The 25098-nt window shown below is 71.9% G+C and carries 28 protein-coding genes and 1 other annotated feature; of the genes, 14 read left to right on the forward strand and 14 right to left on the reverse strand.

Translation table 11 applies throughout. The features are described from left to right. Positions 1-118 precede the first annotated feature (118 nt). Positions 119-1383, forward strand: a protein-coding gene (locus ATL51_RS00690) for an IS3 family transposase (protein WP_100877234.1) whose coding sequence is annotated in 2 segments (ribosomal slippage) — positions 119-422 and positions 422-1383 — 1266 coding nt in all. Because the reading frame shifts where the segments join, the coding sequence is not laid out codon by codon here. Further along, positions 418-552 (forward strand) — a sequence feature (AL1L pseudoknot). (Overlaps the previous gene by 135 nt.) Positions 1384-1507: 124 nt before the next feature. Here ATL51_RS00690 and ATL51_RS00695 read toward each other — a convergent pair. The 7 genes from ATL51_RS00695 to ATL51_RS00725 all read right to left on the reverse strand — a co-directional run bounded on the left by ATL51_RS00695 (position 1508) and on the right by ATL51_RS00725 (position 12073). Beyond that, positions 1508-2251 (reverse strand): hypothetical protein, encoded by a 744-nt coding sequence (locus ATL51_RS00695; protein ID WP_157818153.1) that lies wholly within the window; start codon positions 2249-2251, stop codon positions 1508-1510. 441 nt (positions 2252-2692) lie between these two features. Further along, positions 2693-7156 (reverse strand): MobF family relaxase, encoded by a 4464-nt coding sequence (gene mobF / locus ATL51_RS00700; RefSeq protein WP_100877256.1) that lies wholly within the window; start codon positions 7154-7156, stop codon positions 2693-2695. Positions 7157-7390: 234 nt separating this feature from the next. Beyond that, positions 7391-8668 (reverse strand): hypothetical protein, encoded by a 1278-nt coding sequence (locus tag ATL51_RS00705; protein WP_100877257.1) that lies wholly within the window; start codon positions 8666-8668, stop codon positions 7391-7393. Then, the gene (locus ATL51_RS00710; protein WP_100877258.1) at positions 8665-9438 is read right to left on the reverse strand and encodes an ATP-binding protein; all 774 of its coding nucleotides are present in this window, start codon (positions 9436-9438) and stop codon (positions 8665-8667) included. Before ATL51_RS00710 ends, ATL51_RS00705 begins: the two co-directional genes overlap by 4 nt. Before the next feature lie 2 nt (positions 9439-9440). Beyond that, the gene (locus tag ATL51_RS00715; protein ID WP_100877259.1) at positions 9441-11081 is read right to left on the reverse strand and encodes a Mu transposase C-terminal domain-containing protein; all 1641 of its coding nucleotides are present in this window, start codon (positions 11079-11081) and stop codon (positions 9441-9443) included. Next, complete coding sequence (locus tag ATL51_RS00720; protein ID WP_100877260.1) at positions 11078-11353, reverse strand: hypothetical protein; 276 nt, start codon at positions 11351-11353, stop codon at positions 11078-11080. The genes ATL51_RS00715 and ATL51_RS00720 overlap by 4 nt, the downstream gene beginning before the upstream one ends. Positions 11354-11449: 96 nt before the next feature. Continuing rightward, positions 11450-12073: a recombinase family protein gene (locus tag ATL51_RS00725; RefSeq protein ID WP_100877261.1), complete on the reverse strand. Its 624-nt coding sequence runs from the start codon at positions 12071-12073 to the stop codon at positions 11450-11452. A gap of 206 nt (positions 12074-12279) precedes the next feature. Between ATL51_RS00725 and ATL51_RS00730 the strand changes: the two genes are divergently transcribed. After that, entirely contained in the window at positions 12280-13410 is a 1131-nt protein-coding gene (locus ATL51_RS00730) for a Nickel transporter NicT (protein WP_208622871.1), read from the forward strand. Positions 13411-13459: 49 nt separating this feature from the next. On the opposite strand, the gene ATL51_RS00735 is transcribed toward ATL51_RS00730, so the two are convergent. Next, the gene (locus ATL51_RS00735; protein ID WP_100877378.1) at positions 13460-14038 is read right to left on the reverse strand and encodes a histidine phosphatase family protein; all 579 of its coding nucleotides are present in this window, start codon (positions 14036-14038) and stop codon (positions 13460-13462) included. A 142-nt stretch (positions 14039-14180) separates the two neighbouring features. On the opposite strand from ATL51_RS00735, the gene ATL51_RS00740 reads away from it, so the two are divergent. The 3 genes from ATL51_RS00740 to ATL51_RS00750 all read left to right on the forward strand — a co-directional run bounded on the left by ATL51_RS00740 (position 14181) and on the right by ATL51_RS00750 (position 15560). Continuing rightward, positions 14181-14390, forward strand: a complete 210-nt coding sequence (locus tag ATL51_RS00740; protein ID WP_100877263.1) for a CbtB domain-containing protein — start codon at positions 14181-14183, stop codon at positions 14388-14390. 17 nt (positions 14391-14407) lie between these two features. Then, positions 14408-15151 carry a CbtA family protein gene (locus ATL51_RS00745; protein ID WP_100877264.1) on the forward strand — a complete coding sequence of 248 codons (744 nt, stop codon included), beginning with the start codon at positions 14408-14410 and terminating at the stop codon, positions 15149-15151. A 97-nt stretch (positions 15152-15248) separates the two neighbouring features. Continuing rightward, positions 15249-15560: an ArsR/SmtB family transcription factor gene (locus tag ATL51_RS00750; protein WP_208622872.1), complete on the forward strand. Its 312-nt coding sequence runs from the start codon at positions 15249-15251 to the stop codon at positions 15558-15560. 296 nt (positions 15561-15856) lie between these two features. On the opposite strand, the gene ATL51_RS00755 is transcribed toward ATL51_RS00750, so the two are convergent. From ATL51_RS00755 to ATL51_RS00780, 6 genes are read right to left on the reverse strand one after another with little or no spacing between them, the layout of a single operon-like run. Continuing rightward, positions 15857-16672 carry a helix-turn-helix domain-containing protein gene (locus tag ATL51_RS00755; RefSeq protein ID WP_157818154.1) on the reverse strand — a complete coding sequence of 272 codons (816 nt, stop codon included), beginning with the start codon at positions 16670-16672 and terminating at the stop codon, positions 15857-15859. After that, positions 16669-17973 carry a hypothetical protein gene (locus ATL51_RS00760; protein WP_157818155.1) on the reverse strand — a complete coding sequence of 435 codons (1305 nt, stop codon included), beginning with the start codon at positions 17971-17973 and terminating at the stop codon, positions 16669-16671. The genes ATL51_RS00755 and ATL51_RS00760 overlap by 4 nt, the downstream gene beginning before the upstream one ends. Further along, positions 17973-18758: an ATP-binding protein gene (locus ATL51_RS00765; protein WP_100877268.1), complete on the reverse strand. Its 786-nt coding sequence runs from the start codon at positions 18756-18758 to the stop codon at positions 17973-17975. The genes ATL51_RS00760 and ATL51_RS00765 overlap by 1 nt, the downstream gene beginning before the upstream one ends. Continuing rightward, positions 18758-19018 (reverse strand): hypothetical protein, encoded by a 261-nt coding sequence (locus tag ATL51_RS00770; protein ID WP_157818156.1) that lies wholly within the window; start codon positions 19016-19018, stop codon positions 18758-18760. The genes ATL51_RS00765 and ATL51_RS00770 overlap by 1 nt, the downstream gene beginning before the upstream one ends. Positions 19019-19066: 48 nt before the next feature. Next, positions 19067-19381, reverse strand: a complete 315-nt coding sequence (locus ATL51_RS00775; RefSeq protein ID WP_100877270.1) for a permease prefix domain 1-containing protein — start codon at positions 19379-19381, stop codon at positions 19067-19069. Next, positions 19363-19701, reverse strand: a complete 339-nt coding sequence (locus ATL51_RS00780; protein WP_100877271.1) for a PadR family transcriptional regulator — start codon at positions 19699-19701, stop codon at positions 19363-19365. The genes ATL51_RS00775 and ATL51_RS00780 overlap by 19 nt, the downstream gene beginning before the upstream one ends. A gap of 111 nt (positions 19702-19812) precedes the next feature. Here ATL51_RS00780 and ATL51_RS00785 point away from each other — a divergent pair, with 111 nt between their 5' ends. The 9 genes from ATL51_RS00785 to ATL51_RS00820 all read left to right on the forward strand — a co-directional run bounded on the left by ATL51_RS00785 (position 19813) and on the right by ATL51_RS00820 (position 25077). After that, positions 19813-20295, forward strand: a complete 483-nt coding sequence (locus ATL51_RS00785; protein WP_208622873.1) for a DUF2306 domain-containing protein — start codon at positions 19813-19815, stop codon at positions 20293-20295. A gap of 90 nt (positions 20296-20385) precedes the next feature. Beyond that, positions 20386-20814: a MerR family DNA-binding protein gene (locus ATL51_RS00790; protein WP_100877272.1), complete on the forward strand. Its 429-nt coding sequence runs from the start codon at positions 20386-20388 to the stop codon at positions 20812-20814. Continuing rightward, positions 20811-21920: an alkylmercury lyase family protein gene (locus tag ATL51_RS00795; protein WP_100877273.1), complete on the forward strand. Its 1110-nt coding sequence runs from the start codon at positions 20811-20813 to the stop codon at positions 21918-21920. Before ATL51_RS00790 ends, ATL51_RS00795 begins: the two co-directional genes overlap by 4 nt. Beyond that, positions 21917-22117 (forward strand): rhodanese-like domain-containing protein, encoded by a 201-nt coding sequence (locus tag ATL51_RS00800; protein WP_100877274.1) that lies wholly within the window; start codon positions 21917-21919, stop codon positions 22115-22117. The genes ATL51_RS00795 and ATL51_RS00800 overlap by 4 nt, the downstream gene beginning before the upstream one ends. 3 nt (positions 22118-22120) lie before the next feature. After that, positions 22121-22585, forward strand: a complete 465-nt coding sequence (locus ATL51_RS00805; RefSeq protein WP_100877275.1) for a CBS domain-containing protein — start codon at positions 22121-22123, stop codon at positions 22583-22585. A 53-nt stretch (positions 22586-22638) separates the two neighbouring features. Then, entirely contained in the window at positions 22639-22824 is a 186-nt protein-coding gene (locus ATL51_RS27870) for a hypothetical protein (RefSeq protein WP_157818157.1), read from the forward strand. A gap of 46 nt (positions 22825-22870) precedes the next feature. Further along, positions 22871-24121, forward strand: a complete 1251-nt coding sequence (locus ATL51_RS00810; protein WP_100877276.1) for an MFS transporter — start codon at positions 22871-22873, stop codon at positions 24119-24121. 266 nt (positions 24122-24387) lie between these two features. Next, positions 24388-24657, forward strand: a complete 270-nt coding sequence (locus ATL51_RS00815; RefSeq protein WP_098960089.1) for a metal-sensitive transcriptional regulator — start codon at positions 24388-24390, stop codon at positions 24655-24657. A 111-nt stretch (positions 24658-24768) separates the two neighbouring features. Next, positions 24769-25077, forward strand: coding sequence for a rhodanese-like domain-containing protein (locus ATL51_RS00820; RefSeq protein WP_253067048.1), 309 nt, complete (start codon positions 24769-24771; stop codon positions 25075-25077). Positions 25078-25098 lie beyond the last annotated feature (21 nt).

Here is a 25098-nt window from a genome sequence, read left to right on the forward strand (position 1 = left end):
TGGTCGTCGACGGCGACGTGGAGGAAATCGTAGCCCAGCGCCTGGCCGTGGACCATGCGGCCGCTGAGCCGCCCTGGGTGCTGTAGAGACTCTTGACCTTGGAAACGAGGATGGAGTCATGCCGTCAGAACGCACTGCGGGCAAGCCGACGACGCGGCGGTACTCGCAGGAGGAGAAGGCCGCGGCGGTGCGGATGGTCCGCACCCTGCGCACCGAGCTGGGACACGATCACGGTGTGGTGAAGCGGGTGGCCGATCAGCTCGGTTACGGCGCGGAGTCGGTGCGGTTGTGGGTGCGCCAAGCCGACGTCGACGACGGCCACCAGCCCGGTGTCACCACCGACGAGGCAGCCCGGGTACGCGAGCTCGAGCAAGAGGTCCGCGAACTGCGCCGGGCCAATGAGGTGCTCAAGCGGGCTGCGAGTTTCTTCGGGGCGGAGCTCGACCGCCAGTACCGCAGGTAGTGGCATTCGTCGACGCCCACCGCGACGACGTCGTGGAGGGGCGCCGGCTCGGGGTCGAGCTCATCTGCCGTGTGCTGCAGGTGGCCCCGAGCAGCTACTACGCCGCCAAGACCCGCCCGGCCTCGGCGCGGGCCAGGCGGGACGCCGAGCTGACCCCGCGGCTGGTCGGGTTGTGGGAGAACAACTACCGCGTCTACGGGGCACGCAAGTTGTGGAAGGCCGCCCGCCGCGACGGCTTGGACGTCGGCCGTGACCAGGTCGCCCGCTTGATGCGCGCGGCGGGTATCGAGGGCGCCCGACGGACCAAGCGCCTGCGCACCACTCGGGCGGATCCAGTCGCGGCGCGCCATCCGGACCTGGTGCAGCGCCAGTTCCGGGCCGACGCGCCGAATCAGCTGTGGGTTACCGACCTGACCTACGTGCCGACCTGGGCCGGGGTCGCCTACGTGTGTTTCATCGTCGACGCCTTCTCGCGGATGATCGTGGGCTGGCGGGTCGCCGGGCACATGCGCACCAGCATGGTGCTCGATGCGCTAGAGATGGCGCGCTGGTCGCGCGGCACCCGGCTGCCGGACCTGCGCTGTCACAGCGATGCCGGGTCGCAATTCACGTCGGTGCGCTACGGCGAGCGGCTCGCTGAGATCGGCGCGGTTCCGTCGATCGGCAGCGTCGGGGACTCGTTCGACAATGCGCTGGCCGAGACCGTGAACGGCTACTACAAGGCCGAGCTGATCCGCGGACCCGCCCGAGACGGTCCATGGAAGACAGTGGAGGACGTCGAGCTCGCGACGCTGGGCTGGGTGCACTGGCACAACCACCAGCGCCTGCACGGCTACCTCGGAGACCGGCCTCCGCACGAGTACGAGCAGGCGTTCTACGCTGCCCACCGGGACGACCAACACCCGGTCGGAATCCCATAGCGCGAGTCTCCATCAGCCCCAGAGCGACTCACAGAGCGTCGAGCGGCGCGTTCCTGGTGCCAATGCGGTTCGCCCGCCATGCCAGGTCGCCCTGGTGGTGCTGTCGCGGGCGGAGTGAACGTTGTCAGCCGGGAGGTTGCTGGGCGGAGCCTTGCTGAGTCGCTACCCGAAGGTTCACGTTCTCGAGTAGATCGAAAGCCCGATTGATGTAGGTCATCGCGGAGGCGGTCGAGACGACCACCTCATATTCCCCCGAGTTCACAACGCTCGAATTCAGGGTTTGAAGGATTTGAAACTCGTTCGCATCCTCTTTCTTGAACAGTCCGTGATCCACTAGGCGGCGGGACAGCAGCACCGGCGCAGACCGCTCATAGTATCCGTCCGTCGCGAGGGCTAGGCTGACCAGCGAGTCGTAAAGAAAGTTCCACGCCTCGGACACGGCGACATCGGGCCGCTTGAGCGCCAGACCAATGAGCTGGTCCCTACGCGTTTGCCGACTTACGAACTCCACCATGTTGGCGGCGAGTCGCTTCGCATGGTTCGGCGGGAGGTGCGCCAGGTCGTCGTCGTGGGTGCCCCCGGGCAGAGCCGGCGGTTGCGGCTCCGGCTTAGTCACTCCGGGAGCGGGGACCGACGGAACGGGCACATCGCTTGATGCAGCCCCGTCGTCGGCCGCTCGATCATTCGGCTTCGCCTCTGCCAATAGCTGCGCGAAGTTTGCTTTTATGCCCCCCGGCCCCTCCGCAGACAGTAGACGACCAAGCAGCTTCCCCAAGGGCTCTTTCAGGATCAGGACAGAGAAGACAACAGCGGCCGGCCAAGAGAAAAGGTGACCGGTCATCGTCGCCCAGAATTCGAACTGGTTCACCCGTCGCCCATCGCTTCGCCCGGTCAGAACGACGGAACCTTACCGGCACGGAACGTTCAACGGAACGGGCTCTCGCATTCGTCCTCGGGCAGCGTCGAGGGCCGAGCAGCCGGGCGGGTTCACGGGGTCGGGCGAGGCGCTGGGCGGCGCCGTCCTCGACGTTCGTCGTGTGCGGCAGTCGGCGACCTGGGCGTCGGTGAGGAACGGGTCGAGGTCGGTCGCGTCGGCAGGGTCGACGAGGGCCGACGGGATCGCGGCGTCGGCGCCAGCGACTCGGACGGCCCGCGGAGTGTCGAGCCTGCCGCGCCTCGACCCGACACGAAGGTGAAGGGCGCCATCGTGTGAACAGCGCGAACGAACCGCTTACCGTCGTGCGGTCACGGACCCGGCGAGTGCGACGACGTGGCTCCAGCGTGCCCTCAACCTGAGTCGAGTCCACATTCAGCGCGCGATGCCACTACTACGGCGCCGCTGCCGCTGATTCTCCGTACTCGCCGCCACTTCCGGGGGGCGGGGGACGGGGGCGCCGATACCGACATCTGTGTGCTCGTCGGCACGGCTCTTGTCCGCGTTGGCAGCGCGAATCTCCTCGCGAAGGGCCTTGCTGACGAGGGCAATGCGCAGCGCATTCCCTACGGTGAGCGGCGCTGCCCCATCCGCTTCCGCCGCCACATCGCGGGTCCGATCGCCCTCACGCACTGGCTGGGCGGCAGCCACATCTCGAACCTCCGGGACGGTGGTGAACAGCTCGGGCTGCCCTGCGCGTTCCCGAGCGACCTGCGCCTCGTCGCGCCGGACGTCGGCGTAGCCCTGCGCGACCGCGACCTCGTCCCGGTCCCTCCTCATCTCGTCCGCCTCGACCGCCTGTCCCTGCGGCCCACGCTGCGTCTCCTCGTCCCGCGCGGGGCTGTCGGGGCGCGCACTCGGCACTCCGGGGAGGTCCAGCTCTTCCTGAGCCGGGTCGACGACTCGGCGGCGCTCGCTGCTCCGCTCGTTGCTGGACTCGTCGATGGTGAACAGCTCGGTCTGCTCACCCCGGCTCGGAGCGACCTTCCGCTCCTGCCCACGCCGCTCCAGCTCATCGCCGGCGAGCGCAGCCTGCACCCGGGTCGCGGCGGTCTGCTCGAACCACTCCTCGCGCACCCGGGCCACAGTGATGAGGGCCTCGACGCGCTGCTCCTGCAGAGCGGTCAGGCGACGCGCGGCTGCCACGTCGCGCTCGGCGTCGCGCCGCTCGTCCGATCCCTCGGGGAGCTGGTCCAGCCCGGCGGCCCAGATGATGCTGTCGCGGCGGTACTCCTCGGCCAGTTCACGCGCGGCACGCAGCTCCTGCTCGACGTAGGGCGGAGCCCACGTCTGCTCGCGCTGCCACTCCACCCGCATCTCACGGAGCTGCTCCACGGTCGCCGCCGCGTAGTCGAGGCTGTCCGCCGGGTAGCCCAGCGCCGCATGGGCCTGCTTCCAGAGCAGGTGGTGGAACGCGCGGCGCTTGTCCGGCGCCGCACCGAGGGACAGCTGCTCGTCGGGGACGGAGTGCATGTCGCGGTAGGCCGCGACGATGCCGGCTCGACGGATCCACTCGGCCCGTTCCGGCCCGTCCGCGGGCGGGGTTCCCAGAGCAGGCGCCTCCCGGGCCCACTCCGGGATCTCGTCGGCGACCCTCTGGCCCAGCTCGTTCTGCCGCTCGGTGGCCGCGCGGCTCAGAGCCGCCTCGAACTCACCGACCGGACCGCCCAGGTCATCGATGTAGCTCGACCAGTCACCGGCGCTGACGCGGCGCTCGGGCGAGCGGGACGCTGCAGCCATGTTGACGCGGTAGCGCAGGACGTCGGCCACCGACTCCGCCCCACCGAGGCCGCGCGCCCGCACCGCCTCGCGCAGGACGGCCGCGGGATCGTGGCCGTCCAGCTCGGCCGAGCGAACTGCAGCCATCAGCTGGTCGTATCGCGGCTCGGCGACGAGCTCGTCCATCTCCTCGTGGCCCAACAAAGAGGCCAGCTGGTCGGTGTATCGGTCCCGGCCGAACTCGGTCGTCAGCAGGTCCCACTGCGCTCCGACCCAGGCGAGCGAACGTGCTTCCTCGAGGCCGATGCGGCGCTCCACTTCGGCCGCCGACGCGCCGTCGGGTGCCCGGTCCAGGATCTCGGCCAGGACATCCAGCGGACCCCGGTCGACGGCCTCGTGGTCGTGCTGGTCCGCCTCACGACGGCAGGGCACGTACGCGGTGTTGTTCTCCCGGCCGCGGCTGAGCATGACGTAGAGCGCGTTGCGGGACAGGCTCGGCGACACCAGGTCGTGCGTCGTGTCGACGGTTGCACCCTGCGCAGCGTGGACCGTCACCGCGTAGGCCAGGGTGGTGTGCGTGGCGACGTAGTCCGCCGGCAGGTGCGCGACCAGTCCGTCGCCCTTCTGCACGCGCAAGGCACCGCTCATCGGGTCCTTGTCGAGCACCGTCCACACGTCGCGGTTGTAGACGCCACCGCGGCCGTCCACTCGCAGGCTGTAGTCGTTCTGACGGGTCTGGATCCGGTCACCGGCGCTCACCAGGTTCCCGTCGCGGGTCTGTCCGAGGACCTCGTGTGCCACCCGACCAGCGGTGATGAGCTCGGCTCGGATGGCAGCCGACATGTCCCTCGCGGTGTCGTTGTCCTGGACGATCAGCAGCGACTCCTTGCCGGCCAGGACGTCGGCGAGGTAGCCGCGGCCGGCCGCCTCGGCCATCTCGTCGGCGGTCCCTCCGCGGACCCTGCCGTGCTGGTCGTAGGTCGCGAGCACGTCACCGTCGCCGACGCGCAGCCGCATCGAGGCCTCGCGCTCCCACCCGTTGTGGAACCGGCGCACCTCGGTCAGCTCGGCCGCGCCGTTGTCCCGCACGAGCAGGTCCAGCATGCCGCCCGCACCCACCGCGACCAGCTGTTCGTGGTCGCCGGTGTAGAGGAGCTTGGCGCCGGCCGCGGCCACGATCCTGGAGATCCGGTCCAGCTCCGTCGTCGACGACATCCCTGCCTCGTCGACGACGACGAGGTCCCCACGCCCGAGCTGCGCCCGCACCACACCGTTCTCGTCGGGCGCGTAGCGCTGCAGGAACACGGTCGTGTTCAGGGCATCGAGACCGTCCTCGGCGAGCACCTGGGTCGCCATCTGCGACGTCGCCAGACCCAGGACACGTCCGCCGACGTGCTGCGGCCAGATTCGGGCGAGCGCACCGATCGTGCGCGACTTCCCGGTTCCGGCCGGGCCGATCAGGACATCGCCGCGACGTCCCGACGACAGTGTCTCCATCACTGCGTCGACCTGGTCGACGCCGAGACCAGCAGCGATGAGCTCGACGCGCGCCAGCTCCAGCTCCGGCCCGGCGAGCGCCGGGGCCCCGGTCTCGCGGGCCCTCGCGACGATTCCGGACTCGACGGTCAGCTGCCGGGCGGTCGTCCAACGCTCGAAGTTGTGCTGCCGGTAGCGGCTGTGGCCGTCGTCGCGACGCAGCGCCTCCGGGACCGGGGCCGGGTCCGGCGGGGAGGTCAGCACGACGCCGTACTCCGAGGGGTTGTCGAGGACCTCGCGCGCGAGATCCTCGGCCCCCTCCTCGAGGTGCGGGGTCCGCAGAAGCTCGTCGTTCACCGCGCGCACGAGGTTCCCGACCTGCCAGGTGGAGTGGCGCAGCTCGACTGCGGCGACCGCGGCGTGGAGCACTTCCTGCTTGGTTCGGTTGGCGTATCCGTGCTGGTCGGGGTGCCCGTGCCGCTGCACGAGCGCGGCTTGCTGGCCGACCGCGCGCAGACTCTGACGCAGCTCGCCGCGCACTCCGTTGACCCAGTTGTCGATCTGCTGACGAGGGGCCACCTCGTAGTTCTTCGCGGCCCGGGTCTGCCGCCATGCCACCCGGTCCATCTCCTTGCGCTCGGCCGGGCTGGGCTCCCGCCCGTAGCGCTCGACGAAGGTCTCCGCCGCGCTCCGGACCGCCCCGGCGATCTGCTCTCGCCGGCTCGACGCCTTCGCGCAAAGCCGCTGGTCTACCCCCATGATCTCGGTCGCCTTGCCGTCGGGCCGCAGGGCGAACACCACACCGTTGCTCTCCGCCAACGCCGTCTGGCTGACCTGCTGGTAGATCGCGTCAGCCCCCTCCTTGATCGGGCGGAAGGCGCGCCCGTTGAGCGAGCGGATCTCGCCGTCGGAGGTCGTGACCAGCCGGTTCAGCACGGTGACGTGCGAGTGCATCTGCGGCTGCTGAGCCCTGCTCGTCGAGTGGTCCCAGCGCACCCAGCTGAGTCCTTCGCCGCGCTCGTGCACGCCCACGGAGAGACCTGACGAGGTGCGGCCGTGGTACCCGGACCGGACGTAGGCCGCCTCGCGCTCGACGTACTCCATCGCGGCGCGGATACCGGCGTGGTGGGCATCGACAACAGCCTGCGCCTCGGCGTGCTGACCGGCCTCCATGAGGGCCGCCCAGTACACGCTCACCGACTTCACGGGGGAGAAGGTGAGGTCGTAGTAGGCGACGGCCTTACGGGTCTCGGCACGGACCTCGTTGGCGATCTCGGCGCGGCGCTCCTCGGTCGCGTCGGGCTCCTTCGCGAGGGCCAGCGCGATGCGCTGCTCTCGCGTCTTGAACTTCCGAGGGCGGTTCCCGAGGGCCGCCGGGGACCCGTCAGCAGCGACCGCGGTCGGGTGCTCCAGGCGACCGAAGACGGCTCGAACCTGCTCCTCGGTGGCAGCGGTCCCAGCGGTCATGCCGATCATCCCAAGGCCCTGGCCGCCCCAGACTCCAGCCGGCTCCCGCTCGGCGCCCGCCAGCATGTAGCCGACCCCGTCAGCCTCCTTCGCGGGGGCGTGCTCGTGCTCGGCGCAGCCCGAGCCGCGCAGCAGGTAGTCCACCGACCCGGCGGACACCGCAACGATCCTGAGCACCCCGCCAGCGTACCATTATCATTTTAATGCATAGGTGCATAGCGGTTGAGGAGGGCACGCAGGTGAAGCATGACGAGCGGGAGACCGGCGGGCGCGACGGGAGGCTGTGGAGCGCGGCGAAAAGTGCAGTGGGATGCGCGGGCAAAGTTGCAGTAGGCGCGGCGAAAAGTTCAGTGACTCACGTCGGGAGCGGGGGCGCCGGTGAGCAGTCGGCGACGAGAGTCCCCGGGCAGCTCAGGGTCTCCAGCGGCGGCGACGAGGTAGCGAGTCGTGGTCGGGCTGGAGACGCGGTCGGGGCGGGGCTCCTTCGAGCCGGACCCGTCCGGTGTTGACCAGTTCGGCGACGAAGGGCCGTTCGGGACCGAAGTCGCTGCGCTCGAACGAGGGAGGCAGAGCCACCTCGGCGCGCCCGGCAACGCGAGTGATGAGGTTGGCCATGGCCTGCGCGCAGTACGACGTGTCGTCCGTACGCGTCAGGAACGTGTAGGGCGGGAGCCCGCGCATGCGGTGCTCGATCAGGGCGGCCCGCAGGATGACCTGGACCGATCCGGGGATGCGGTAGCGGCCCGGCAACAGGTCGACGTGCCCGCCGTCGGGGCTGACGCTGCGCTGCATGCACCCTGCGATGCGGCCGGGTCGGGCGTCGGTGGCCCACGTAAGCAGCAGCGCGACGGCGCTGGTCGGGCACACGATCCGGCGCAGCCGGGTCACGACCGGTGCCGGTAGGCGTGGACCGATCAGCTCCCGGAGATGTTGCGCGTCGGGCAGCACGAGGGTGAGCCCCTCGATGGCGAACCCGGCGCGCGCGGCGTCTAGGAGCAGGTCCAGCTCGGCCCAGGTGGCGGCGTCGATGCTCAGCCGCTGCAGCAGCGCCCCGAGCTCGCACCCGGGCTGGGTGTAGCGGCGCTGCCGGGGCGGGGCGACCCGCCACAGCCGGGCCTCGCGCCGGGCCTCGGTGACCGCCTCGCGGTGGATCGCGTCCACCGACCGCAGCCGGACCTGCTCCGATGACACCGGTCGGGCGCGGCCACGCCGGAGCGTGTCGACCGCCGCGGGCCAGGACCAGATTTCACCGATCCGGCCCGGCCCGGGTGGGTCGCTGTGGTGCCAGACCAGCCAGATCGTGGTGCCGGTCGCGGCGGCCAGCTCGGCGAACCGGTCGAGCAGCGGCGGCCGCAGCAGGTGCGCACGCAGCACCACCAGGTGCTCGACGCGCTCGGCGCACATCCAGACCTGCACCAGGCGCGCGCCATCGCGCAGGCGCCGTTCCCGGGCGAGCGCGTCGCGCGGCTTGCCCAGGGCCTCGAGCAGGTCCCGGATCAGCACCGGCCAGGTCGCGCCCGGCGTGGGATGATACACCGCCCGACCGCCGGCCAGATCGTGCATCGCGGTCAGCTGCCGCAGGCAGGCGTGGTCGTCATCGGGATCGTGCACCCACCGCAGCCCCGCCCCGGCCGACGACGCCGGCGCCGCGCCCACGCGGCCGCTGGGCGCCGGGGCGGAGCCGGTCACGCGCTCACGCCGCCGCCGTGCAGGGTGAACGCGTTGCGGGCCACGGTCTCATCGACCCGGTCGGCGCCGGTGGTCGCGCACAGCGCGGCCGCGGTCCGGGTGAACGCTGCCCAGTGCCGCAGGTTGCCGTGCGCGAAGTGGTCATCGACCAGCAGGAGCAGCTCGGCGTCGACACCGTCGTAGAGCGCGTGATAGGTCGGGATGAACCGAACCACCTCGGCCGGGGTGAGCGGTTCCACGCTGACCCGGCGGTAGATCCGCGAGCGCAGCATCGGTTCCCGCGACAGCACCTTCCAGGTGCCGTCCCCGCCGACCAGCAGCAACGCGAACCGCGTCGCGCGGTGGTCGTGCAGGTAGCGCAGGTACTCGATGCACTCGGTGTTCAGGCTCTGCGCCTCGTCGACCACCACCACGTGCCCGCCGCCGCCCGGCGGTGGGGCCAGTTCCTCGACCAGCTGCTCGGTGAGCACGAACCGGTTCCCGCGCCCGGTCGGCACCCTGGTGAGTTCGGCGAGCAGGTCGGCCGCGACCAGGCGCATCGTGGGGCGGCTGGGGAACTTCACCCAGCACGGCGCCCGCCCGGCCCGCCCGTCGACCACCGCGCGGGTCAGGGCCTGCTCGACCGCGTAGGTCTTGCCCAGCCCGGCCGGGCCGTGCACCGTGCCCATCGCCTGCACGGCGAGCAGGTCGGTCACCGCCCGCTCGACCATCAGCAACGAGTCGGTGGGCAGCGTGGCCGCGCCCTCGACATCCAGGAAATGCCGCACCATCCCTACCCCTTCCCGTCCTCCACCGTGCCCCCGAGGTCGGCCCCGGCCTTGTCCTCGCCGGGCTTGTCGGCTGCGCCGCGCGCCGGCCCGGCCTCCGGTGCTGCCGCCGGCCCTGCCTCGGGTGCTGCCGCCGGCGTCGGGTCACGCGGCGGGTTCCAGTACTCGAAGTCACGGTGCAGGCCCAGCAGGTCGGTACGGCCCAGCCGGCGCATCTCCCGCCCGTCGTCGTCGCGGCGATGGTGGCGCTCGCGCTGTTCCTGGCGGTCCTGCTCGGCGGTGACCACCGTGGTGTCCTCGCCCGGTCCGGGTGCGGTCAGCGGGGCCAGCCGGGCCCGAGCGCGCCGGCTCGCGCGGCGTTGCCGGCGGCCCAGCTCGGCGGCGTCGGCGTGGCGCCGGGCCAGCACCGCGGCCCGCTGCTCGGCGGTCAGCTCGTCCTGCGGGTAGGCGGTGCACAACCAGGTGTCGCCGCGGAAGATCTCGATCTGCCGCAGGTCGTGCGGGGTGTAGCGGACCCCGACCCGTTCGCCGACCAGCCCGTTGAGCTCCGGGGCGATGAACCGCACCCGCTCGAAGTGCACCCCGTCCTTGTTGATCGTCCGCTCGACGTCGGCCATCAACATCCACCGCAGCTGCTCGCCGGGCACCTCACGCAGCGGGGTCGCGTCCTCCTGCCAGCGCCCGAGCGGGGTCTGCCCGGCCAGCTCGCTGTGCACCCGCCGCAGGTTGTACTCGGTGATCCAGTCGGCGAAGTGATGGCTGAACAGCTCCAGGCTCATCGGGTCGGCGTCCGGCCCGAACAACCGCCCGTCCGCGCCCCGCGGGCCGTGGGTGTAGAACGGCAACCCGGACAGGAACTCCTGGTCCAGGGTCCGGTTGACCCGCTCGACCTTGCCCTTGCGGTGCGGCGTGTAGGGCGGAGTGGGCAACAGGTCGATCCCCAGCGCGGCGCACGAGCGCGCCATCGCGGTCGCCATGAACTCCAGCCCGCGGTCCGGGCGCAGCGCCTCCGGCAGCCCACCGAACGGGCCCCGCGCCGCGTCGAGGACCATGCCTTGCCGCAGCGCCGCGAGTACCACCGCCGAGGTCGGGTACAGCGACAACGCCCACCCCATGATCAGCCGTGAGAAGCCGTCGATGAACAGCGTCGCCCACGGCTTCCGCGGCCGCTGCGCCCGCGGGGCGAGCACCTGCACCGGCAGCTCGGTGTGGTCGCCCTCCCACAACGCGTTGCGCCGATTCGGCGCCCACCGCAGGTACACCTCATGCCGCCGCCGGCCCTCGACCCCGTCCACCACCGCAGCCCGCTCGGCCGGGGTCAGGTCCCGGGTGAAGGCCTCCTGCAGGCGACGCAGCGACGGCGCCCCCGCCCGGCCGGCATGCAGATCCCGATGCACCGCGGCCACGTTGCCGTGCCACTGGGCGTAGGCGTCCCGGTCGGCCTCGGTGACCACGTAACGAGCCCGCGGCCGCCGCTCCAGCCCGGCCGGATCTGTGGCCAGCCACCCCCACACGGTGCGCTCGGCCACCCCCACCCCGGCCGCGGCCCGCCGAACCTCGGCGCTGGTCAACGCACCCGCCGCGCGCTGTTCCCGCAGCCGCGCCACCAACAGCGCCTTCACCTGCGCGTCGACGTGCGTCGTCACGACGACCTCGCCCGACCGAACACCTGCCGGCACGGCGGGCACGTCATCACCGGGTCCAACGCCCAGCCCTGCGCGACCAACCACCCCCCTACCGCGGAGTCGGCCGTGGGGTCGGCGTCGGCGAGCGCCCCGGCCAGCAGCGGCCCGTCCCCGCAGTACGCACACACCACCTCGCTGACCGGTCCGGACGGGACGCAGCCGCGGCAGAACCCGCGGACCACCAGCTCGCCGGCCTCGCGTACCAGCCAGCGCACCGCCAGCTCGGCGCGCAACCGCGCCGCGGACTCGACGCTGCTCGACCGCGCTCCGCACCCGGGACACCCTCCACCCGTGGGAGAGCCTCGGCGCGCGACCGCGGACATAGGCGGCTACTCCTCCCGCTCCGGCGCGCCGGGAGTGCCCGCCGCGGTCAGCGACGTCGCCGGCCGCGGTGGCAGGTGCCGATACAGCGTGGTGCGCGCGATCCCGGTCTTGGCCACGATCTCCGCGATCGTGTCCCCGGCCTCGCGCAGGTGCACCGCGTAGTTCAGCTTGTGCGGGTCCACCACCGACGGCCGCCCGGTCCGGCGCCCCTTCGCCGTGGCGACCGCGCGGGCGTGCGCAGCCCGCTCCAGCATGTAGGTGCGTTCCATCTGCCCGAACAACGCCAACAACACCACCGCCAGCTGCGCCATCGGGTCCTCCGGGCGGGAGGAGTCCACCAAGATCGGGTCGGCCAGGTTGCGCACCCCGACCCCGCGCTCGGTCAGCTCGTGGATCATGTTCAGGGTGTCGCGGACGGTGCGGCCGAGCCGGTCGAGGGTGTGCACCACGATCACGTCGCCGTCGCGGGCGTACCCGAGCAGCGCGCGCAGCCCGGGCCGGTCGGTGGTCGAGCCGGACTTCTTGTCCACGAACGTCCGCTCGGGCGCGATCCCGACCTCGGCGAGCGCGTGCAGCTGCCGGTCGAGGTCCTGCTTCGCGGTCGAGACCCGCGCATAGCCCAGATCCACACCCGGACCGTACCGATGATCAGCCTCGTAGCTGCGCCGCGACACGCGGCGGCGGACCTGACATTCGGGACGGCGCGACCAGCGCCGTTGCTGGCGGGGGAGCGGGGCGGGCGGTGGTGTCCCACAACCAAGGTTGCGGAACACCGCGTCACGCGGCTTATCGCCGCATCTATGCAACGACCAGTTTGTGTCGGATAGTTACCCGCATGAGTGACGTGCTCTCGCCCCCCGTGGCCACTACACGCGCCGCCGCCCGGTGGGACCGGGCCGACAAATTGTCCATCCTTGGCATGGTCGGGTTCGTCCTGCTGCTCAACGTCGTGGGCTGGGGGGTGCTGGTCCTGGTGATCGCCCCGCAGAACCTGGCACTGGGCAGCACCGGGGTGTTCGGAGTCGGACTGGGGTTCACTGCGTTCCTGCTCGGGGTGCGCCACGCCTTCGACGCCGACCACATCGCCGCGATCGACAACACCACCCGCAAGCTGGTCGGCGAGGGCAAGCCCGGCCTTGGGGTGGGCTTCTGGTTCTCCCTGGGCCACTCCAGCGTGGTGTTCGGGCTCTCGCTGCTACTGGCGCTGGGGGTCAGCGTGCTCGTCGGCCCGGTCCAGGACGAGAACTCCCAGCTCCAGCAGACCCTCGGGCTGATCGGCACCATCGTGGCCGGGGTGTTCCTGATCCTGATCGGGCTGATGAACCTGTTCGCCGTGATCGGCATCGCCCGGGTGTTCCGCCAGATGCGCACCGGCGAGCTCGACGAGGCCGAGCTGGAGCGCCAGCTGCACAACCGCGGCTTCCTGGCCCGGCTGCTCGGCCGGGTGATGCGCCGGGTGAGCAAGCCCTGGCACATGTACCCGGTCGGACTGCTCATGGGACTGGGCTTCGACACCGCCACCCAGGTCGCCCTGCTCGTGCTCGCCGCCGGCTCCGCCGCGCTCACCCTGCCCTGGTACGCCATCCTCGTCCTGCCGGTGCTCTTCGCCGCCGGGATGAGCCTGTTCGACACCGCCGACGGCATCTTCATGGCCCGCGCCTACGGCTGGGCATTCCTCAAACCCGTCCGGAAGGTCTTCTACAACCTGACCGTCACCGTGCTCTCCGTCGTCGTCGCACTGGTCGTCGGGGTCATCGTGCTGATCGGGCTGCTCACGGAGAAGCTCGGCATCGACACCGGCCCACTGGCCGCCATCGGCACCCTCGACCTGAACTACGTCGGCTACACCGTCGTCGCCCTGTTCGTGATCACCTGGCTCGTCGCGTTGGCGATCTGGAAGTTCGGCCGGATCGAGGAGCGCTACAGCACCACCCCCAGCCCGGGCAGCCCGCGCCCGGGCCACTGACCACCACGAGCGGTTCGAGCAACAGGCCGGCCCGGCCCCGCAAATCGGTCTAGTCCTGTCGCGAGACGAGTGGCGCGGCGGTGGATCGCAGTGTCCACCGACCAGGCGATCCCCGAAGCTGGGTGGCGGTCAGGGGGGCGATGTCGATGCGCCAGAACGCCGAGAGCGGGGCGCCGATCGCGACGAGCACCGCAGACCGCACGACAGCCGAATGGGTGACCGCCACCGTGTGACCATCGTCGGGCACCGTGTCGAGCCAGTCGGCCACGCGGGCCAGCAGCTGCACGCGCGACTCGCCGCCGTGCGGCGCCGCGTCGGGCTCAGACAACCACGCCGTCACGGCGTGCGGCTCCGCAGCAGCGACCTCGTCAAGCGTCCGGCCCCGCCACCGTCCGAGGTCCCAGTCGGCCAGCGCCGGTTCGATCACGGCCGAGAACCCCAGCCCATCGGCGGTCTGGCAGCACGCCGGCGCCGGCGAGGTCAGGACCCGGACCGCCCGGGGCAGCCGCCCGCGGGCCTGCTCGACCCAGCCCGCCCCCCGGGCGTCGAGCGGCTCGTCCGAGGCGAACGCGGCGGAGTTGGTGGCCGAAGTCGACGAATGGGACACCAGTGTGATCCTGCTGCTCATCAACCCCTCCGAAGCGTCCTGACGGCCCTTGACACCGATCCGGCCCGCACCCACACTTCTCATCTGAATATCTGTTCAGATGAGAGAAGGCGCCGTCCCGGAAGTGCGTGGACGGCAGCCTCCCCGACAAGGAGATCCGATCATGGCTCAGGCGGCGGCACTGCCCGCGTCCACCCCGGTGACCATCCCCCTGAACCAGCTCCTCCCGTGGGCGGTGTTCGCCGGGGTCATCCTGCTCTCGCTGCTGTATCTGGTGGGCCTGGACCAGGGCGCCACGTCGCTGATCTCGGGCAGCATGCTGCACGAGTTCGTGCACGACGGGCGCCACCTCCTCGGCTTCCCCTGCCACTGACGGCCAGGACACCCATCATGGTGAGGACCCTGCTGATCCGGGGCATGATCGCCGGGCTGGTCGCCGGTCTGGCCTACTTCCTGTTCGCCTATCTGTTCGGGGAACCTCCCGTCGAGGCGGCCATCGGCTACGAGGACCAGGTCGCCACCGCGGCGGGCGAGGCCTCCACCGAGGAGCCGCTGGTCAGCCGCGGGATCCAAGCCACCCTCGGGCTGGCCACCGCCGCACTGATCTACGGCGTGGTGGTCGGTGGCATCCTGTCGCTGGTGTACGCCTCGGTGGTCGGGCGAGTCGGACGGCTCAGCGCGCGGGCGACCGCGGCGGTGATCGCGGGGATCGGGTTCGTCGCCGTGGCTCTCGTCCCGTTCATCAAGTACCCGGCCAACCCGCCCGCCTCGACGCTCGACACCACGGTCGGGCAGCGCGCCGGACCCTTCCTGGTGCTGATCATCGCGTCGGTGCTGCTCGCCGTCGGTGCGGTGATGCTGGGCCGCAGCCTCGCCGTGCGGATGGGTTCATGGAACGCCACCCTGGTCGCGGCCGCTGCCTATCTTGGCGCGGTGGGGATCGTCGGGTTCCTCCTGCCGACGGTCGCCGAGACCCCGACCGACTTCCCGGCCACCGTGTTCTACGACTTCCGGGTGGCGGCGATCGGCGGTCAGCTCGTGCTGTGGACCGTAGTCGGGCTCGTGTTCGGTGCGTTGATCGATGGCCGGTCGCGGCGGCGCTCCAGCAGCACAGTCGATGCCGCCGCTGGATAGTCCAGGGCTCGTTCCCCCGTCGTGTCGGCCTGGCCGCCGCGACGGGGAACGCCGCTTCCGCGAACGAGGAATGCGCCGCGAACGAGGAGTGCGCCGGGTGAGCCATCCCCGACAGGTCGTCGGCTGGGCGGCCTGGTTCGCCGTGCTCGGCGATCCCAGCCGTCTCATGCTGCTCGTCCTGATCGCCCGCGACGGTCCGATCTCGGTCTCGGATCTCGCCGCGGCGAGCGGGCTCAAGGCCACCACGGTGTCCCACTCGCTCCGCCTGCTGCGCGTGCACGACATGGTGCGCACCGCGCGTGACGGGCACACCGTCCTGTACCGGTCGGCCCCCCACCCGGTCACCGACCTGCTCGACCGCGTGCTAACCCCCGCCGGACCTGCCCACGAGGATGCCGCCCCCCGATAAGCTTGCTCCTGCTTTGCACCCTCGGCCCTGCTGCCCACCGCCGTGCTGTTGCCCCGACGTCCGGCGCCACCGCTCACGAGGGCGGGCTCGAAACATCTCCGATGGAGGTGCGCAACGTCCCCAGCACGGATCGCCCCCACCACCTTCTGCAGATCGAACGCACCCCGCGGTTCCCATGCAGGAGCGGGTAGCTGGCCGACCGAACACCTACAAGCAGTGTCATTTTGCGTGGCGCCGGCCGGACTGCCGTTCAGCCGTCGTTCCACAGATGCGTCAGCGGAATGAGAGTGCTGGCGTCACGTAGACGAGAGTGGGTGCTGGCGGTCCAGCAGGAGGGCGTATCGGGCGTCGTCGGTGAGTTCGAGGTCGCGGGCTCGGTGTCGACGGCGGACGAGTCCGAGCTGCTGGAGCCGGACGGCTGCGTCCGCGCTGATGGTGCGGTGGCGCTCGGAGCAGCGGATGTCGGGGTCGGCGGCTGCGTAGAGCACGCGGACAATGTCGACGTCGAGGGCCTCATCGGCATAGGTGAGCCGGTGCAGCGCCTCACGCTGGGCCGTGGTGAGCAGCCCGGGCCGCGGCGCCACGCCGTGCACCGCGCGGCCGTCGGCGACGACGTCCACGTCGAGGCGGACACCGCGGTCGGCCAACGTGTCGTCGAGGTCGGCGATGGCCGCGGCCAGCCGGGGCAGCGGCCACCCGAGCACGTCGGCCAGCCCGGCCCGGCTGACCGCCGCCGTCTGCTGTCCGGCCGCCGCTGGCCGTGGGAGGGTGGCCAGCGCGGCTTCCAGCACCTGAGCGTCGGCCGCCACCTCGGGCTCGGCCAGGGCGTTGCGTTGGGCGGCGCGCTGGGGGGCGCGGAACAGCTCCACCGGGTGCAGGTCCAGGACCTGGCACAGCCGCTCCAGCAGCCCCAGCGGCACGGCGTCGTGGCCGCCGTCCTGCCAGAGCCGGACCGGGCCGGTCACCGCGGCCACCCCGACCCGCTCGGCGAGCTGGGCATGGGTCAGCCCGGCCGCGATCCGCCGCTGCTCCACCACCTCCCAGTTGATGACCAGCCGCCGCACCGGGCGGCGGCCCGCCGTGGCTCGGGGTCGGCGCGGCGCCCGGGTCACGCCCACCTACCGCGCAGGTCGTGGACCTCGACGCCGCGGAACACCGGCCCCAGCGCCGGGACGCCGGTGTAGGCCGCGCCGCGGTCGAGGACGTTCTGCAACGCCTGTTCCCCGATCACCGTCCCCGGCTCGGTCCCGACGAACAGCCCGGCCCCACCTGCGCCGGTCTCCGACGAAGTGGCGGGGTCGTCGTGGGCGACGCGCTGGGCGTGGTGTTCGAGGATCGCCGCCCGGACCATCCCGGCGACGGGGGCGGGGATCCGGTAGAGCGTCCGCTCAGCGATCAGGAGCTGGTCGGGCCCGGTGTCGTGCACGTCGCGCACGCGCAGCGACCGCAGCGCGGCGGAGCGCAGCCCGGTCACCCTCGCGATGGCGAGCGCGGCGGCCGCGGTGGGGGAGCACAACCCGCGCAACCGCTCCACGGTGACCGGGTCCAGCCGGGGCGCGTAGCTGACCCCCGCGGCGGGCAACCCGGGTCGCCGGCGCGGGAGCTTCAGGAACACCCCTGCGGTGCAGAACCCGGCCTGCACCGCCCGGACCCGGGTGAGGACCTCGTCGAGGCTGGTGGCGTCGATGGTGTGGCGTTGCAGCGCCGCGGCTGCGTGGTGCGGGTCGATCGATGCCAGCCCGGTGCCGGGTCGGGTCCAGCGGCGCGCGAGGTCCCGCGCGGCCAGCAGGGTGGGCCGGTAGACCGCGTCGACGCGGGCGAACCCGGCCGGGTCGAGCAGCCGCCGCGCCGCGGTGCGGAACAGCGGGAACTCCACATCGGGCACCTCAGGGAACGGGCCGAGCACCGGCTCCGCTGGGGTCGGTAGCAGCGCCAGCGCCACCCGCCACGGACGGACCGGCGCCAGGCCCGCGCCGGTGCCGTCGAGAGCGGCGCGGTGCCCGGTGCCGAGCCCGCCCTGGTGCACGACCAGCCACAACTTGGTGCCCGCGGCCGCGGTGAGCGCGGCCAGCTCCCGCCACCGCGACGGCGGCAGCAGGTGCGCCCGCAGCACGACCAGATGCTCGATCCGTTCCGCGCGCAGCCACATCCCGGCCAGCGCCCACCCCCGCCGGCTCACCCCCTCCGCCACGAGGCCGCCGGGACGCTTCCCGAGCGCGACCAGCACGTCCTCACCCAGCACCGGCAACGGCGCCGCACCGGAGCGCGGATGACACACCACCACGCCGTGGTCCGGGTCGTGACGGGCGCCCAGCTCGGCCACGCACTCGCCGGTGTCGTCCGGATCGACCAGCACCCCCACGGCCGCCGACAGGCCGCTGCTGGTGGCCGCAGCGCTGGTCGGTGAGGTCATCAGCGGGTGGCGGCGCCGGCGCGGGTGCCGCCGTGCAGGGCGAACGCGTTGCGCGCGATCGCCTCGTCGATCCGGTCCCGCCCGCCGGCCCGGCACAGCTCGACCGCGGTGGCGGTGAACGCCGCCCAGTCACGCAGGTTGCCGTGCGCGAAGTGGTCATCGACGAACAGCAACGTCTCGGCCGCGACCTCGGCGTAGACCGGGTGGAACCGGGGCATCAGCGCGCACACCTGCTCACCGGTCAGCTCCCGGAACACCACGCGGCGGTAGATCCGCGAGCGCAGCATCGGCTCCCGGGCCAACACCTTCCACGCCCCGTCCCCACCGACCAGCAGCAACGCGAACCGGGTCAGCCGGTGATCGTGCAGATAGCGCAGGAACTCGATGCACTCCCGGTTGAGCTGCTGCGCCTCATCGACCACCAGCAACCGTTCCCGCGGGTCCCGGCCGCGGTGATCAGCCAACTCCTCGAGCAGCTCGGCGGTCAGCGCAAACCGGTCGCGCCGGCCCGTGACCGGCACCCGGGTCAGCTCCTCCAGCAGGGTGGCCGCGACCAGCCGCATCGTGGGCCGCGACGGGAACGACACCCAGCACGCCGCCACCTCACCGACCCGCCGCGCCAGCGCCCGCTCCACGGCGAAGGTCTTGCCCAGCCCAGCCGGGCCGTGCACCGCGCCCATCGCCTGGGTCCGCACCAGATCGGCCACCGACTGATCGACCAGGCTCAGTTCCTCGGTGGGCAGCGTGGCCGCCCCGTCGATGTCCAGGAAGTGCCGCACACTCATCACCGCCCACCCTCCGTTCGAGACGACTGCGCGGGATCGCCCGCTGGCTGGGCGGCGCGGGACGACTCCTCGTCGACGTCGACGTCGACGGACGGCGGCGGCGTGGTTGCCGGGTCGGGCGGGTTCCAGTACTCGAAGTCGCGGTGCAGGTTGAGCAGGTCGGTGCGGCCCAGCCGCTGCAGGTCCCGATCCCGCGCCTCCCAATCCCGCTCCCCACGGTCGCGTTCGCTGCGGCGCCGCTCGGCGCGGGCGGTGTTCATGCCGGGAGCTTCGCCGGCGGCGATCCGGGCCGCGCTGCTGTCCACCGATCAGGCCGGCCACAGCAGCCCGACCAGTGGCCCGGTGCCCAGGTAGGCGGCGACGGTGCGACGGGCCCGGGAGCCGGCGAGTTCCCCTGCGAACCCGCGCGCGATCACCTCGGGTGCACCGAACTCGGCCACCGCCGCGCCAACCGCCACCCCCCGGTGCGCGCCGCATCGGACCCGGGTCTCGATCGCGTCCTGCAGGCCGTCGCGCAACTCGTCGAGGATCGCGGCGCGCGTCGCCCGCGGCCCGACCAGGCGGCTCGCCACCGCGTCGAGGTAGTCCTCGACCGTGCGCTCGGCTACGTCGCCGCCGGCCATGACTGCCTCGCCAGCAGCGCTGACACCGCGGAGGAGAACTCCGCCCAGCCCGCGCGGGTCGTGTCCAGTGCCGCGATCCCGGCTGCGGTGAGCTCGTAGCTGCGCCGGCGACGCCCTGAGGTGTGTGACCACTGGCTGCGCACCAGCCCGGCCCGCTCCAACCGGTGCAGGGCCGGGTACACGGTGCCGGTCGGCAGATCGATCTGACCGTCGCTGCCGGTCCGCAGCTGCTCGATCACGCCGTATCCGTGCAGCGGCCCCGGCTCCAGGGCGGCGAGCAGCAGCCCGTCCAAGTGCCCTTTCAACGCCTCCGCCCGCATACCTAGCAACGCTACTCCTTTGCGGTATCCCGCCAGCAGATCGAAGCGTCGCCCTGCCCAACAGGGGTAGCGTCACTACCTATAGCAACACTACTGCGTGGGAGGTCGACCGTGGACCTTGCGGCCGCCCTGGCCGGGACGGTGGCCGTGCATGTCGGATGCGGCGTCGTCGCGGTGGCCTGCGGGGCAGGGGCGATGCTGACCCGCAAGGGCAGCCGTCGGCACCGGCGTTTCGGCCGGTTCTATCTCACCGCTCTGGCCGGGCTGGGTCTGACCGCGCCCGTCCTGGCTGCGGTGGATTGGGCCCATCGGTGGCATCTGGCCGTGCTCGGCGTGTTCGCCCTCGGCGCGGCCGCTACGGGTCTCGCCGCGGTGCGGCTTCTGCGCCCGGCCCGGCTCGCGGTTCACATCACCGGCATGAGCACCGCCTACATGATCATGCTCACCGCGTTCTACGTCGACAACGGGCCGCGGCTGCCGCTGTGGAACCAGCTCCCGGTCCTGGCGCTGTGGTTCCTCCCGGCCGCCGTCGGAGCCCCGGTGCTCATCCGGGCGCTGCGCCGCTACCGCCGGCCGCGACCTGCGCCGCGATGACCCGACCGGTCCAGCCGTTCGGCGGCGTCATTGGTCGGGTCCGCGACATGGCTTGACCTTGTACGTGGGTACAGGGTTCATCCTGGTGGCGTGAGGACGAGCGAGATGGCCGCGCGGGCGCGGGTGAACCCACAGACCCTGCGGTATTACGAGCGGCGCGGGTTGCTACCCGAGCCGGCGCGGTCACCGGCGGGATACCGGGCCTACGGCCCGCAGGCCGTGCAGATCGTGCAGTTCATCAAGCGGGCCCAAGACCTCGGGTTCGCCCTCGACGACGTCGAGTCCCTGCTCGAGCTCGCCGATGGCGGCCCCGAAGGGTGCGAGGCGACCCGGGCGCTGGCGACCGACAAGATCGCCGATCTGGACGCGCGGATCGCGGACCTGCAAGGGATGCGAGCGGCGCTGGCCCGTCTGGTGCAGACGTGCGCGCAGCCGCGGGACCGGCGGGAGTGCCCGATCCTCGCCGAGATCAGCGCCGACCCCGATCCGAAGGACGGCGATCCGGGGGCCCGGTCATGACACTTCCGAACCCGGGGCAACCGCTGCGCGTCGAGTCGCTGTGCGACACCGGGCAGGCAGGCCTCGGCGCCCGGCTCACCGGCTTGCCTACACCGGTGCGGCTGCTACACCGCGAGGTGCTGCGGGCGTTCCTGTCCACGGGGCAGCCGCCCTACCGCGACGACCTCGCGGTGAGCGGTGGGGTGGACCGGGACGACGCGTTCGGACAGCTCGCCGACCTCGACGTGGTGCACCTGGGCGCCGATGGACGCGTGCTGGTGGCCTATCCGTTCTCCGGGCGCCCGACCGGGCACACCGTGCAACTCGACAGCGCCGACAGCGCCGGCGGTGCGGGCGGGCCGGTGCTGCACGCGATGTGCGCGATCGACGCGTTGGGTATCCCGCTGATGACCGGCCGGAACGGGGTGATCACCTCGGCCGACCCCGGCGGCGGGCACCCGGTCCGGGTCGAGCGTCGCGGCCAGGACTGGCGGTGGGCACCCGAGGACACCGCGGTTCTGCTCGCGCAGCAGAGCAGTGGCTGCGGCGCGGCCGCCGACTGTCTGTGCCCGACGATCACCTTCCACACCAGCCGCCGGCGCGCCGAGGACCACCTACGGACCCGGCCCGGGCTGACCGGTGTCGTGCTCGACCAGGCCCAGGCCGTCGAGACCGCCCGGCGGTCCTTCGCCCACCTTCTCGACCCGACCCCCCAGGCGGTGCACCCGAGGGCGGAGACCGGGCACCCCAGGGCGGAGGCCCCGGCCGCGACAACGCAGCGCGTGTCGGTGGAGATGCTGCACACCGAGGGCTGCCCGAACGCCACCGACTACCTGCCCCGACTGCGCCAGCTGGCGGCCGCCGCCGGCGTGACCGAACCGGTCCTGGTGCGCCTGGTCGCCGATCCCGAGCAGGCCCAGCGCGAGCGGTTCCTCGGCTCACCGACCATCCGCATCGACGGCCACGACGTCGACCCCGGCGCCGCCGCCCGCCGCGACTACGGGCTCAGCTGCCGCCTCTACACCGGCCCCGACGGGCTGCGCGGCACCCCGCCGGACGAGTGGGTCCTGGCCCTGCTGCGTCCCGACACGACCGACGGCCCGACCACCGAGGGGCACAGCAGATGAGTTCGATCGACTTCCCGGAGCTGCGCCGGCTACTCGACGGCGGTGCGCAGCTGGTCGAGGTGCTACCCGCTCAGGAGTACGCCGAGATGCACCTGCCCGGCGCGCTCAACATCCCGCTCAAGACCCTCGACGCCGCCACCACCGCGGACCTCGACCCGCAGCGCCCCGTGATCGTCTACTGCTGGGACGGGCTTTGAGACATGAGCCCGCGAGCCGCGTGCCGGCTCTCCGCGCTCGGTTTCACCCAGGTCCACGACTACCTGCCCGGCAAGGTCGACTGGCTCGCCCGCAACCTGCCCGTCGAGGGGACCGGGGTCGACACCGCGACCATCGGCCGGCACCTGCGCCACGACGTCGCTACCGCGGGGCCCGAGGACACCGTGGGCGAGGTCCGCGCCCGGATCGCCCACACCGCGCCCGGCGTCGCGCTCGTGACCAGCACGGAGGGAATCCTGCTCGGCCGGCTCCACCGCACCACCCTCGCCTCCCTCGACCCCGCCACGGCGGCGGTCGAGGTGATGGAGCCCGGGCCGTCCACGCTGCGTCCGCACGAACCCGCGGCCGAGGTGCGCTCTCGGCTGGAGAACAAGGACCTGAGCTATGCGATCGTCACCGACCCCGACGGACGACTCCTCGGCACCGTCCACCCCGCTGACCTGCCGTGAGCACCCGGTGTTGAGCAGGTGGACAAGGTACGGCCCAGCGCTACCCTGCACCGATGAGGCGAGTCCTGCTAGGCGCGGCGGCGGTGTACCTGCTGTTCGCGGTGATCGGACGATTCGTCGAGGCCATGGGCGCGGTCACCTGCGACTGCGCCCCGGACTGCTGGTGCAACAAACCCGGCCTGAGCACCCTGCGCTGGGTCTTCCCGGCCGGCCACCGCACACGCGCCGGCTCCGCGTAGCCCCTGCCCGGGCATCGCCTCACGGCCCGCACGGCGCCCGCACCGCATGACCGGCCCTGCCCGAGTCGGGCTGGGCACGGTGTTCGCCGCGCCCGCCTACCGACGGCTGTGGTCGGCGCGCACCGCATCACAGTGCGGGGACGTGTTCGCCACCGTGGCGCTCGCGCTGCTGGTCTACGACCTGACCGGCTCGGCGCTCGGGGTCAGCGCGGTCGTGTTCGCCGAGATCCTGCCGGTGCTGCTGCTCGCCCCGCTGGCCGGGACGCTGATTGACCGGCTACCGCGGGTCGCGGTGATGATCGCCGCGGACCTGTGGCGTGCCGGGTTGGCCGCCGCGCTGATCCTGCTCGGGAACAACATCGCCGCCGTCTACGTGATCGCGTTCGGGCTCTCGCTCGGCGCGGTGCTGTTCAACCCCGCCGCCAACAGCGCGCTGCCCACGCTCGTCAAGGACGCGGAGCTGGTGGCCGCAAACAGCGGCATCTGGACCGCGGCGGTGCTGGCCCAGATCGCGCTCGCCCCACTCGCCGGAATCCTCTACACCGCGTTCGGTGCCGGTCCCGCGTTCGGCATCAACGCCGCCAGCTTCGCCCTAAGCGCCGCCCTGCTCACCGGTCTGCGGCTACCCACCCAGCCGCGCCCGACCCAGCGGCGCGGGTTCTTCGCCGACGTCCTCACCGGGTTTCGCCTGCTCGCCGGGGATCGGCTCCTGCGAGCACTCGGCGCCGGACAACTGCTCGCGGCATTGTCTGCCGGCGCGACCAGCGCCCTGCTGGTGGTGCTGGCCCGCGACCACCTACACCTCGCACCCAGCGGCTACGGGCTACTGCTCGGCGCGATCGGACTCGGCGCCGTGCTCGGGCCGTTCCTGCTGACCCGGCTGGTCGATGATCCACGGCGGCCGCTATTCGTATTCAGCCCCTACGTCCTGCGCGGCCTGGTCGACCTTGTGCTGGCGACGTTCACCGCGCTCCCTATCGCGCTGGTCGCGCTCGCCGTGTACGGAATGGGCACCTCCAGCGGCGCGGTCACCTTCAACTCCCTACTCCAAGCCCACACACCCGAACACACCCGCGGCCGGATCTTCGCCACCTTCGACGCGTTCTGGCAGCTCGGCCGGCTCATCTCCCTGCTCGTCGGCGGGCTACTCGCCGCCGCGATCGGCATCCAGGCCGTCTACTACCTCGGCGGCGCCCTGTTGCTGCTCGCCGCCGGCATCGGCTGGACCACGACCCGCTCGCAGAACGCCACAGCCCTGGCGAACGGCCCGGGAGCCGCGCCCGGCTCACACCCATGACGTCATGAAACGACCGCCTTCGGACGCTGTGCCGTCGCGAACCTCTCGCCAGAGCGCCGGCACCACGAACGCGGCTAAGTGCGCCAACTAGCTCCAACAGCACCCCGCCATCTACTACTGAAGATCACAACCTGCGGATCCTCGGAGCGGTTCATGATCGTCGACAGACGGTCATTTCCCGACACACACCCCCAACCGCGCACGCACGAGGTGCGACCCGGAACAGATACACCCGGGGGTATGTTGGTGAGAGTGGAGGTGGCGACATGGAGATGACTCCCGCCCTGGTGGGCGACGCTCTGGTCCGGTTGCGACGCGCGCAGGGCCAACTGGCCGGCGTGATCCGGGCGATCGAGGGGGGTGGGGACTGCGCGGAGGTGCTGACCCAGCTGGCCGCGGTCTCCCGTGCTCTGGACCGGGCGGGTTTCAAGATCGTCGCGAGTGGGATGCGGCACTGCCAGGCGGCCCGGGACCGGGGTGAGCAGCCGCCGATGACCGAGGACGAGCTGGAGAAGCTGTTCCTGTCGCTGGCCTGATCCGCGAGCCCCGACCTCCCGTGGCGTAGCCGTGGGTAGCAGCCAAGGCAGAAGTGTGTTTCCTGGATACCCCACCGGGTATCCGTGACCAGGAGGTGTTGCATCGTGTCGATGCGCGAGATGGACGTGGAGCAGTTCGCGGCGGGACGTCGTGAGGACATGGCCGTGGTGGATGTGCGCTCCCATGAGGAGTTCGTGTCGGGCCACGTACCTGGGGCGGTGAACATGCCGCTGGAGCGGGTGATCACCGATCCGGGCCGCTATGCCGGGCAGGAGTTGTACGTGATCTGTCAGTCCGGGGGTCGCAGCGCCCAGGCGGCGCAGGCGCTGGCCGCTGCCGGCGCGCAGCCGGTGTCGGTGGCCGGCGGGACCGCCGGCTGGATCAGCTCCGGGCGCCCGGTGGACACCGGGGCCCGATGAGCGCCCCGCCAGTCCGATCGA

It is taken from the genome of Pseudonocardia alni (assembly GCF_002813375.1).
Classification (GTDB): Bacteria; Actinomycetota; Actinomycetes; order Mycobacteriales; family Pseudonocardiaceae; genus Pseudonocardia; species Pseudonocardia alni.

Excerpts from the sequence above, each read along its gene's own strand:
- ATL51_RS00710 (WP_100877258.1), bottom strand. The coding sequence starts at position 9,438 with ATGGTGCGGCATTTCCTGGATGTCGAGGGCGCGGCCACGCTGCCCACC.
- ATL51_RS00730 (WP_208622871.1), top strand. The coding sequence starts at position 12,280 with ATGAGTGACGTGCTCTCGCCCCCCGTGGCCACTACACGCGCCGCCGCC.
- ATL51_RS00735 (WP_100877378.1), bottom strand. The coding sequence starts at position 14,038 with ATGAGCAGCAGGATCACACTGGTGTCCCATTCGTCGACTTCGGCCACC.
- ATL51_RS00740 (WP_100877263.1), top strand. The coding sequence starts at position 14,181 with ATGGCTCAGGCGGCGGCACTGCCCGCGTCCACCCCGGTGACCATCCCC.
- ATL51_RS00745 (WP_100877264.1), top strand. The coding sequence starts at position 14,408 with ATGGTGAGGACCCTGCTGATCCGGGGCATGATCGCCGGGCTGGTCGCC.
- ATL51_RS00760 (WP_157818155.1), bottom strand. The coding sequence starts at position 17,973 with ATGACCTCACCGACCAGCGCTGCGGCCACCAGCAGCGGCCTGTCGGCG.
- ATL51_RS00765 (WP_100877268.1), bottom strand. The coding sequence starts at position 18,758 with ATGAGTGTGCGGCACTTCCTGGACATCGACGGGGCGGCCACGCTGCCC.
- ATL51_RS00770 (WP_157818156.1), bottom strand. The coding sequence starts at position 19,018 with ATGAACACCGCCCGCGCCGAGCGGCGCCGCAGCGAACGCGACCGTGGG.
- ATL51_RS00775 (WP_100877270.1), bottom strand. The coding sequence starts at position 19,381 with ATGGCCGGCGGCGACGTAGCCGAGCGCACGGTCGAGGACTACCTCGAC.
- ATL51_RS00780 (WP_100877271.1), bottom strand. The coding sequence starts at position 19,701 with ATGCGGGCGGAGGCGTTGAAAGGGCACTTGGACGGGCTGCTGCTCGCC.
- ATL51_RS00795 (WP_100877273.1), top strand. The coding sequence starts at position 20,811 with ATGACACTTCCGAACCCGGGGCAACCGCTGCGCGTCGAGTCGCTGTGC.
- ATL51_RS00800 (WP_100877274.1), top strand. The coding sequence starts at position 21,917 with ATGAGTTCGATCGACTTCCCGGAGCTGCGCCGGCTACTCGACGGCGGT.
- ATL51_RS00805 (WP_100877275.1), top strand. The coding sequence starts at position 22,121 with ATGAGCCCGCGAGCCGCGTGCCGGCTCTCCGCGCTCGGTTTCACCCAG.
- ATL51_RS27870 (WP_157818157.1), top strand. The coding sequence starts at position 22,639 with ATGAGGCGAGTCCTGCTAGGCGCGGCGGCGGTGTACCTGCTGTTCGCG.
- ATL51_RS00810 (WP_100877276.1), top strand. The coding sequence starts at position 22,871 with ATGACCGGCCCTGCCCGAGTCGGGCTGGGCACGGTGTTCGCCGCGCCC.
- ATL51_RS00815 (WP_098960089.1), top strand. The coding sequence starts at position 24,388 with ATGGAGATGACTCCCGCCCTGGTGGGCGACGCTCTGGTCCGGTTGCGA.
- ATL51_RS00820 (WP_253067048.1), top strand. The coding sequence starts at position 24,769 with ATGCGCGAGATGGACGTGGAGCAGTTCGCGGCGGGACGTCGTGAGGAC.